Origin of the sequence: Xenorhabdus sp. PB62.4 (assembly GCF_014467285.1) — a bacterium.
GTDB lineage: Bacteria > Pseudomonadota > Gammaproteobacteria > Enterobacterales > Enterobacteriaceae > Xenorhabdus.
This window is the reverse complement of sequence record NZ_NKHR01000046.1, coordinates 1-9,213: the sequence shown is the minus strand read 5'-3', so window position 1 is coordinate 9,213 and position 9,213 is coordinate 1. Positions and strand designations below refer to the sequence as shown.

Below are 9,213 nucleotides of genomic sequence, written 5' to 3'. Positions count from 1 at the left end.
AGCTTACAAAGACAAAGAAAGCTATAAATGGGAACGGGCTTCACGCGCAATGGAAACCCGCCTCGGTGCTGACATGCGGAAAGTTATCTCTGTCTGTGACCGAGAAGCGGATATTATTGAGTATCTGGCCTACAAGGTCTCAAATCATCAGCGTTTTGTCGTCCGCTCTATGCAAAGCCGCTGCATAGAAGAAAGTGCCGAAAAGCTTCATCAATTGCGTTACCTGGGGCTCAATAAAGAGGAAGCAGAAAAGCAGAGCTGTGAAATGATCCTGAGTCCGCTAGCGTGGAACTTACTGTGGTCAAAGCAAAATAAATCGAAGCCACCGAAGAAAGCCCCAAGCCTCTACTGGGCCTATATTAACCTCGGAAAGCTTGCGGGTTGGTACGATTCAAAACGTAATGGTCGAGTAGGATGGGAAAGACTATGGGAAGGATGGTTCATATTACAAACCATCCTTGAGGGTTACTTGCTTGCACAGTCTCTTGAGCTATAGATGTGATCAAGAGACAGCCATCATTGGGGGTGTGCCTGCCGCGATTATACCGCATTGTTTATGATTATTGGTCGCTTTCTGCCATGTCCGTCTCCTTAATTTTTAATTCCAGCTCTAGCTGAGTGGTAAAGCCATTTTCATTGATGACATGAACTACCCGCGATAGTGTCCATTGGTGGCTGTCAATGGTGGCCTTAAACCCCACCACAGCCGCTGTCAGATCGGGATACAGTTCTGCCCTGCCCCGTGCCAGGGTGATAGCAAACTCCGCCGCCCCGCGTTGCAGACGCGACCACTTTGACGCCGCCGCGCGCCGCGCGGCCTGCTCGGTCTTGAACGTCTGGCGCATCACGTAGACGTTTCCGTCTGCTCCTTCCAGATATTCCCCTTCACGGCGGCTCGACCGGGCTTTTTTTTCTTTGCTTTGCTGGCGCTTACGTTTCAGGGTGGTAGCGGGTTGTTTACCAAAATTCAGATCCAGCCAGCAGGCTTTAACTCCGGTATAAGCCGCACGATCAGCCACCCGGAAGCTATGCCGGTCACCACTGTCACGATCACCACATCGCCAATGGTGACATCATGCCAGCTATACTCCCGTTTGATGTTGAACTCTTCCCGAAAATCTGCGCTGCGGGCGGTGATTTCCAGTCGGTCAGGTGGCCCACTGTGGCTGATTTCATCCACCACAAACAACCCCTTGTTAATCAGGGATTCCCCCTGCCAGCCCAGCCTGACCGCTATTTCTGCCCCACGCGGTGGTAACTCAATTTTGCCGTCCGCATCATCGATCGCCAGCTCCAGTGTGTCGGCCTCAAAGCCCCGGTTATCGGTCAGTGACAGGGACAGCAGGCGATCATTCAGGGCAGTCATTTGCCGTCCGCCAATGCGCAGGTCAAAAGCCGGTTGTTTTACGTAATCCGTGCTGGTCAGAATATCAATCGGGTTCATGGGGGTCTCGTCCGTTGCGAAGTTATCTCATGATTGCCCCGTGCGGGCGCGCGAACAATGCCTGTCCGGTGTCAGCGCTCCGCGAGAAGCCGCCCCGCGTGATTTGCCTGTCAAAAGACCGCAACATAGCGTTATCGACAATCTGATGAGGCAACAAGGTTATGTCATTTCATCATGGCGTATCGGTCAGGGAAACCACCGAACTCAGCACGCTGATACGCGATATTAATACCGCCGTGATTGCGGTCATCTGTACGGCAGATGATGCCGACGCCGAGACGTTCCCGCTGGATATGCCGATCTTGGTCACCCGTATCAACAGTGTCATCGGCAAGGCCGGTAAAACCGGCACGTTATACACCACACTGAAAGCCATTTCTGACCAGTGCAGCCCGAAAGTGATTGTGATCCGCGTTGCTGATGCCGCCAACCAGAAAGGGAATGGTGAGAAGAAAACACAGGATCAGTTGGTTATTGGCGGACTCAGTGCAACGGGACGCTACACTGGTTTATATGCCTTGCTGGCCGCAGAAATCAACACCGGCGAACACCCGCGTTTACTGGCTGTCCCCCAACTGGACACACAACCTGTTGCCCTGCAACTGGCGATTTTTGCCGAAAAATTGCGGGCATTCGCTTATATCAGCGCCCATAACTGCAAGACGCTGGCCGAGGTGAAGACATACCGCAAAAATTTCAGTCAACGTGAAATTATGATGATTTACCCAGACTTCATCACCTATAACAGCCAGTCAGGGCAGAATGAAACCGTACCGGCAACCGCATTTGCACTGGGTTTACGTGCCCGCATTGATGCTGAACAGGGCTGGCATAAGTCGCTGTCTAACGTGCCGATTAATGGTGTGCTGGGGATTTCCGCCGATATCTACTGGACATTACAGGGCACGGATACTGACGCGGACGACCTGAACAGTAAAGGGGTCACCACGTTGATTAAACGTGATGGCTTCCGGTTCTGGGGCAACCGTACCTGTGATGCCCAGATCTACTTCTTCGAAGTGTACACCCGCACCGCGCAGATACTGGCCGACATGATCGCTGAAGCGCATTTCGCCTATGTCGATAAACCCCTGTTGCCGTCACTGGTAAAAGACGTGGTGGATGGTATCAACCGTAAAGGCGCACAACTGGTCACTGAGGGGCGTTTGCTGGGGTTTGAATGTTGGTTTGATCCGACCGACAACCCGAAAGAAATGCTGCGCGATGGGACGGCGACGATCCACTATAAATACACGCCTGTCCCCCCGCTGGAAAACCTGCAACTGGTGCAGACGTTTACCGATGAATATTTTGCTGTTTTCAATCAGTTAGGTTAAGGGGAAATTCGCATGGGGATGCCGAAAAAACTCTTTATGTTTGACGTCTTTATTGATGGTCAGACGTATCTGGGACAGGTTGAGGAAGTGACGACGCCCAAGTTAACCCTCAAGACCGAAGATTATCAGGGCGCCGGAATGCCCGGTTCCGTAGCTGTTCTGATGGGCATGGATAGCGGTGCGCTGGATATGGAAGTCACCATGGGCGGACTGGAAGCCAGCCTGCTCAAAACGTGGGGCGGCCGGATTGACAGCCTGCAATTGCGTTTTGCCGGGTCGTACTATGACGATGCCACCGGGGAAACGGTCGCCTGTGAAATTCAGACCCGTGGGCGCTTTACCGAGGTGGACTGGGGCAACGCCAAAGCCGGGGAAAATACCCAGCATAAGTACACGCTGAAAAATACCTACTGCAAGATCACGCTGAACAATGAAGAGCTGCATGAAGTCGATATGCTCAATCTGGTCTGGCGGGTAAACGGTCAGGATCTGCTTGAAAAACACCGGGCCAATATCGGTCATTAATCGATTTATTATCAGGAGTTATTACGCTATGGCAAGTCATCAGCGAGACCGCAGGAATACCATTCTGAATGAGGCTTAACGCATCGAAAATACCTTCCGTCAGCCAGATTTCTTTGGCCTGAGTTAAATCCTGTTGTGGCAGTGACCACCAGTGCCCTTTATATGGGCCGAAAAAGTTCGCTTTGCGATCAAACCGTGACGGCCTGTCAATAATGCGTTCCCAATAAGCGCCTTCCGGTAATGGAAATTTAACCGTGGCGGCTCCCAGTCCGTTGGCATGATAACTGGCCTCGGTATAAAGCCCTTTTAACGGCTCAATATCCAACCCTCTGGCATGTTGTAAATACGCATCCGCCGCGGCATGAGGGGCTTGCGGTGTTTTAGGATAGTGAGCTGACCAGTCATCAAAAATATCAGGGTAGCATTCCTTGACAATCACCTCAGCCCCGCATTTATTTTCACGGCCACAACGCAGGACAAACGGCATTTCAATGGATGTAAATAACTCTTTTTTCTTGCAGTGAGGGCATACACCCTGACGCAAGTAGCCGTTCTGCTCTTTAAAGTGAAAATCATGGATAAGGCGGGGCAATAAAGCCTGAATATGGTATGATTTCATGCGATAACCTTAGAGCACACAATAAGCCCGTCATCGCCTATTGTGTGCTTTTTTATTTTAGATAAATGACACACTGTCAGTCAGTGAAGTACGGCAATAATTTCACGCGCTTTTTGACGGTTTCCGTTAGCGGCAATCGTGCGCGGCGCGTCGATTTCATGGATAGTGAAGCCGAGATCGGCATACAATTCTCTGGCTTCAATCGAATTGGAAACGGTATCTACGCGATTAACTTCGACGACTACTTCTAATTTTCAGGAACCCAATCATGTCCTATTCACAAGGCACAATTAGCACTGTGTCCGGCTCGGCTATGATCCGCGGCACGGGCACGCGGTTTAAAGACAATATCAACGGGGTCGCACCCGCCCAGTTTATTTTAATCCAGTCCGGTAACGGTAACTTACTGCATATGATTCAGGCGGTGAATTCAGACACCGAACTGGTACTGGCTGATACAGTTCCTGTTACCCTCAATAACGTGAAATACCAGATTCAGACCACGGTCCCCGATTCCGTCTCCGATGGGGTCAGGCATATTTTGGCGATTAACAGCTATATCACCATTTTCCTCCAGAACATGGATAAATGGATGTCACAGAATGGCACGGTGGCGGTGACATTGCCGAATGGTCAGACTGTGTCACTGCAATCGATACGGGCATTGCAGGCGGCGATGCTGGACAAGAACCAGAACGGGGCGGATATTCCTGATAAACAGGCGTTTGTGAGGAATGTTGGGTTGAGTAATGTTGCATATCAAAATCGTGCTGTTCAATTTACTGACACTGTAACGGTAAACGGTGGGGGATGGACTAATTTTTTAGCCCAACACACAGGAACGGGACTGAAAACTAACTTCGGCACACAGGGGGAGTTCAGTTACATTATCATGCAAACAGATTTCCATACCCATTCAACTTATCGTTTTACAAAAGGCGTAAACGGTGACGTGCTGGCATTGGGGGGAAACTGTTGGCGTGATAACAATGGATTTATTAAGCAGGGTTCCCCCATCATCCAAATCCACCCCGATGGCAAATTCACCACCAACGACGAATCCGAAGGTGCCACGGTCTCTAAACTCGGCATTGGTCATTATCAGGTCACAGGTGTACTGGGCTATAACGCTGATGGGGCATGGGGTGTGCATGGGGGACTCAGCGTGCCCCGCGACAGCAACGGTAATGAACTGGTGTATGTGGAGGATAAAGTCTTGCCGGACGGGGCTATCGACATCAAAGTAACCCACCGACAGAATACCCATATGCCCGCGAGACTACAGAACCGGCGCCTCAAGTCCGTGGATGAGCAAACGTATTACACCGATGATGAGCCGTGTGACTTGCCCGCAGGCACCCGCTTAGACGTCCGTGTCCAGATGCCGGAAGATTCGGTGTGGAATGTGAGGCAGGAGGAGGTGGGGGATTCAAGTTAGGATAAGGTTTACACAGCAGCGTAGGGAGAGTAGGGTTTACATTAGTACTTAAAGAAACTCCTGAGGAAGAGGAGGTATCAATATGAGACTAATCAGTGTATGTCCAAACTCTTATGTATTCGAAGAGCCACACAGGAAGGTACAAGGAAAAAATCGATTGACGATAGCCTGCCATGGGGGGAGCGTGAGAATGCCCGGAACTATCCGTATAAATGATCAACGCTATAATCCGAGCCAACTCGCTGAGCTTATTAATAAGTGGACGAGTATTCCAGATTTGTACAATGTCCGTCTTGTTTCTTGCTATTCAGCAAATCCGAGTTCTGAAGGATATAGACAATGGGAAAGAACAAAGCCCAGTGATCCCCTACAGCATCTTTGGTCAACTTCTTTTGCATCACAGTTATCAACTTTTTTACCCAGTATTTTTGTGAGGGCATATTCAGGACGTATTGCTTCAACATGTAGAAATGGAGCTATTTTTAGTGTTCATAATAAAAAAGGAAGGGATTATGTTGGAAAGGTTTTACGCCAGAAATTTAAAATAGTTAAAAGTAATGATAACTACCATTATCATTGTATAGTGTTTTTAAACGGACAGGTTGTAAAGCAAACCACAGATGGACGTGATTTTAAATGGTTGTATGGTGAAAGCTGGTGATGGATTGCTTTTTTGCCGCATTAAAATTAGGATCTTCCATCTTCACAGCCCTGTGATTTCCCTAATATCTGGTTCTGTGCCAGAAATAAGTAAAATCAATCACTTAGATAAATGGGGGAATTATCCCCTTTTAACTCCTTGATTTTACTCATTTCCAGCATGGAGCAGGAATTCAATTAAATCAATGGGTTATAAAATATTTATTGTAACTTGCTGATTTTGCTTATTTCTGTCACAAAGACAGAGATTAGGGAAGTCAAGGGTTACAAAGACGGTGAATCACGCATTTAGCATACTAAGTCTTATCAGGCATCTGATAAATTCTATTAATTCCCCACCTGTCATTTTATGTCATCCTGCCAACAAAACATGCAACCTATCAAATAGTAATCAAGCCATACTCTCCAGTATTGATGAACCCTTTTATTGATGTTCACTGGCGGAGAAGTATCCCACCGCCTTCATGGATAAAAACCACTGAAATATAATTTGGAGGTAATATTATGTTGAGTAACTGGTCTGGATCTGTCCCAGCTAACCTTGAACAAGGCCAAACCACAGGGCTTTTGCTTAAAGCAGGTGATGTGATATCTGTCGTTGCTAGGGGGTGGGTAAAATATGGTAGCGCTACTAACCATGAATACGCGGCACCAGAAGGAACTATGCCAATTTACCAACCTGCAGAACCCACTTTATCTTTACTTGTAAAAATCTCCAACAAAACTTACAAAATAGGAAATGGTGTATTACGTAGAAGGGTTCCCGTGGATGGGGAACTAATATTATTATTTGACGATGCTCTGGGTCAATATGGTAACAATTCAGGTGAATTTTTGGTTGATATCTTAGTGGAATCTCCAGATATTTTAGATGACCTTGAAGAAATAGATAGATAGCGAAATTACTCAACCCGCGACTTCCTGCGGGTTTATTATGCCAACTTCATCAATAATAACCATAAAATACAGTTTTAAATTGAAATATATTTTTTATCACATTCCTACAAATTAGCTTTCTTTTCACTTCACAGATTAGGAAAGTTCCGATCACATATTAGGGGAAGTTAATTAGGATAATAGATCATACATTTTGGGGTGGGTGGCTGATGATGAATTCGGCGTATAGTCATACAGTAGATCGCTTTCAATAGCGGGGCCTCAATTTGTTTTAGCCGTAATCCACACTTTTGATTATAAGGCAAGGTATGTCTAAAGCAGCAGATTCCCAAAGAACAAAGTTATTGAGAATTGGGTTTTATACCAGTAGTGATGGTTCAAAAAAAGATAAAGAATCACTAACTATATCTGCCTTTAAAAAATTATATGATGAGTGTGTATCTAGAAGTTTAAACTACAAAGCCATTGACAGTCATGATAAGAAAGTAAAGATTACTTTTTTAGAAAAGGACATTGAAGACAATTTCTATTATGGATTTATGTCTATGTTTAGAAATAGTTCTCATTTGGCATATATAGCTGATAATGAATGGAACGAAGAAAAAATCCCCCTTTCTCCTACTAGGCAGTTAGTTGAAAGAAGTTACTTTATATATTATCCAAAGAGTGACTTATTGTTGCTATCCCAGAACCACTTAGGACCAAAAGCATCAGACTTATCTTATGCATTATTTAATACCATGAAGGGTAAAACTCTGGTTACATTTGCAGCAATATGGAAACAGCAAAGCATAAAAGAGCTTCTTGAAACAGGAACTATCTTACGTAGTTGTGAATTAACCATAGCAGCCCCACGAGACTTCAATAGAGCAAACTATAACCTACAGGGACAGCTATCTTCTCAATTAGCAGATATGCTGGCTGGTGCGGGTTTATCTCACCTTGATATAACTCTTAGAGGGCAGTCGCCAGTTAAAAATTCTAGTTTTGAGTGGTTATCAGAGGATGTAAAACTCAGCCTAAAAGAACTGCTTGAGTTATTTACACCGAAAAACGGTGGTGTTGAAATAGAAAAAGCAAATGTAATAAAAAAAGGTAATAAGCGTAAAACAAGTTTATTAGATCAAGTTCTTATACATACAAAATCAGTTAAATTACAAGGTGATGGATATCCAAATGACACTGATGTTAAAATAGCTATGATTCAAGCTAAAGTTGAAAATTCTGATTACTTAGCTCAGTATGACATATCAGGTTAAGATCAAAATCCCGGAGGGACAATGAGAGTGTTTATCATTAAGACCATTATTGTCACCATCCTTACATGTTTAGGTGTCACATTACTTAAAACAATGGATCATACAACTCTCGTGTCTGTTGCAGGGGTTATATCAACTATCTCAGGAATTTTATTTGGTTTTGTTTTGGCCTCAATATCTGTGCTGGGTAGTTCATCTCATCAAAATGGCATCGTAGATGCACTTAAAAAAAACAACTGCTTTAGTGAGTTAATTGATGGCCTGCTAAGCACAGGAATTACTTTGATAACTGCTTGCTTGTTTACGTTGATATCCATGTTTCTTCCTAATAGTAACACTGGTATCTCATGGGACTTTTTATTTGTTTTAGTTGGATTTTTTTTCCTCCTTATTTCAATTGTAACTTTTCTCTTCTCATGGAGAAGATTGAGCTGGATTTTCCCTCACATGTAAATCTCAAGCCCTCCAGCGAGGGCTTTTATATCAACTGATTACTCACCCACCTCTGCCGCTTTCTGCCTCACATTCCACACCGAATCTTCCGGCATCTGGACACGGACATCTAAGCGGGTGCCTGCGGGGATGTCACAGGGTTAACTGTCCTGATAGTAAACTTTTTCACCCTCGACGATTTCTTTTATCCGCTTGTTCTGGAAGAGTTCGGGTAATGCACACGCTAAAGCAATTCACTGAGACAACACAAAATTAAGATTAAACCCTTATTTATCAAACAAATAGAGTTTATTTATGTGATGGAAGATGAAATTGAGACAACATAAAATAGGCTAAGTTGTCTCAATTTTTAGATATTAATCATTATAAAACAACAAGTTAATTAAATTGAGACAACCGAGACAACTGAGACAACACCGCTTGTTTAATTTATATATAAAGAGAAATAAAACTATAGTTATTCATGAAAATGAATTTGGTGTTCTTGGTACAAAAATATGTGCTATGACTGACGACGAATTTCGTCGGCAGTGATAAGAATTCCAGTATGACGACGGCCGAGTAAAAACACAGAGATGTAA

9 protein-coding genes and 3 pseudogenes are annotated in these 9,213 nt (G+C 45.0%); 9 read left to right on the top strand and 3 right to left on the bottom strand.

Annotated elements, in window-relative coordinates:
- Positions 1-496: pseudogene (locus Xenpb_RS18585) on the top strand (hypothetical protein); the annotation flags it as partial.
- 64 nt (positions 497-560) lie between these two features.
- On the opposite strand, the pseudogene Xenpb_RS18580 reads toward Xenpb_RS18585, so the two are convergent.
- A pseudogene (locus Xenpb_RS18580) lies at positions 561-1,444 on the bottom strand (phage late control D family protein).
- Between the two features lie 40 nt (positions 1,445-1,484).
- Here Xenpb_RS18580 and Xenpb_RS18575 point away from each other — a divergent pair.
- From Xenpb_RS18575 to Xenpb_RS18565, 3 genes are read left to right on the top strand one after another with little or no spacing between them, the layout of a single operon-like run.
- Positions 1,485-1,673, top strand: a complete 189-nt coding sequence (locus tag Xenpb_RS18575; protein WP_187655636.1) for a hypothetical protein — start codon at positions 1,485-1,487, stop codon at positions 1,671-1,673.
- Complete coding sequence (locus tag Xenpb_RS18570) at positions 1,606-2,781, top strand: phage tail sheath subtilisin-like domain-containing protein (RefSeq protein WP_187655635.1); 1,176 nt, start codon at positions 1,606-1,608, stop codon at positions 2,779-2,781. Before Xenpb_RS18575 ends, Xenpb_RS18570 begins: the two co-directional genes overlap by 68 nt.
- Positions 2,782-2,793: 12 nt before the next feature.
- Complete coding sequence (locus Xenpb_RS18565; protein ID WP_187655634.1) at positions 2,794-3,306, top strand: phage major tail tube protein; 513 nt, start codon at positions 2,794-2,796, stop codon at positions 3,304-3,306.
- Here Xenpb_RS18565 and Xenpb_RS18560 read toward each other — a convergent pair.
- Positions 3,239-3,925: a toprim domain-containing protein gene (locus Xenpb_RS18560; RefSeq protein WP_255523198.1), complete on the bottom strand. Its 687-nt coding sequence runs from the start codon at positions 3,923-3,925 to the stop codon at positions 3,239-3,241. The genes Xenpb_RS18565 and Xenpb_RS18560 overlap by 68 nt on opposite strands.
- 80 nt (positions 3,926-4,005) lie before the next feature.
- A pseudogene (locus tag Xenpb_RS20170) lies at positions 4,006-4,143 on the bottom strand (DNA adenine methylase); the annotation flags it as partial.
- A 50-nt stretch (positions 4,144-4,193) separates the two neighbouring features.
- Here Xenpb_RS20170 and Xenpb_RS20165 point away from each other — a divergent pair.
- The 5 genes from Xenpb_RS20165 (at position 4,194) to Xenpb_RS18535 (ending at position 8,632) form a co-directional block, all read left to right on the top strand.
- The gene (locus Xenpb_RS20165) at positions 4,194-5,363 is read left to right on the top strand and encodes a hypothetical protein (protein WP_255523197.1); all 1,170 of its coding nucleotides are present in this window, start codon (positions 4,194-4,196) and stop codon (positions 5,361-5,363) included.
- A 190-nt stretch (positions 5,364-5,553) separates the two neighbouring features.
- Positions 5,554-6,024 carry a hypothetical protein gene (locus tag Xenpb_RS18550; RefSeq protein ID WP_187655633.1) on the top strand — a complete coding sequence of 157 codons (471 nt, stop codon included), beginning with the start codon at positions 5,554-5,556 and terminating at the stop codon, positions 6,022-6,024.
- A 506-nt stretch (positions 6,025-6,530) separates the two neighbouring features.
- Positions 6,531-6,920, top strand: coding sequence for a LecA/PA-IL family lectin (locus Xenpb_RS18545; protein ID WP_187655637.1), 390 nt, complete (start codon positions 6,531-6,533; stop codon positions 6,918-6,920).
- Between the two features lie 308 nt (positions 6,921-7,228).
- Entirely contained in the window at positions 7,229-8,179 is a 951-nt protein-coding gene (locus Xenpb_RS18540) for a hypothetical protein (protein WP_187655632.1), read from the top strand.
- A gap of 21 nt (positions 8,180-8,200) precedes the next feature.
- Complete coding sequence (locus tag Xenpb_RS18535) at positions 8,201-8,632, top strand: hypothetical protein (RefSeq protein ID WP_187655631.1); 432 nt, start codon at positions 8,201-8,203, stop codon at positions 8,630-8,632.
- Positions 8,633-9,213 lie beyond the last annotated feature (581 nt).

Excerpts from the sequence above, each read along its gene's own strand:
- Xenpb_RS18570 (WP_187655635.1), top strand. The coding sequence starts at position 1,606 with ATGTCATTTCATCATGGCGTATCGGTCAGGGAAACCACCGAACTCAGC.
- Xenpb_RS18565 (WP_187655634.1), top strand. The coding sequence starts at position 2,794 with ATGGGGATGCCGAAAAAACTCTTTATGTTTGACGTCTTTATTGATGGT.
- Xenpb_RS18560 (WP_255523198.1), bottom strand. The coding sequence starts at position 3,925 with ATGAAATCATACCATATTCAGGCTTTATTGCCCCGCCTTATCCATGAT.
- Xenpb_RS20165 (WP_255523197.1), top strand. The coding sequence starts at position 4,194 with ATGTCCTATTCACAAGGCACAATTAGCACTGTGTCCGGCTCGGCTATG.
- Xenpb_RS18550 (WP_187655633.1), top strand. The coding sequence starts at position 5,554 with ATGCCCGGAACTATCCGTATAAATGATCAACGCTATAATCCGAGCCAA.
- Xenpb_RS18540 (WP_187655632.1), top strand. The coding sequence starts at position 7,229 with ATGTCTAAAGCAGCAGATTCCCAAAGAACAAAGTTATTGAGAATTGGG.
- Xenpb_RS18535 (WP_187655631.1), top strand. The coding sequence starts at position 8,201 with ATGAGAGTGTTTATCATTAAGACCATTATTGTCACCATCCTTACATGT.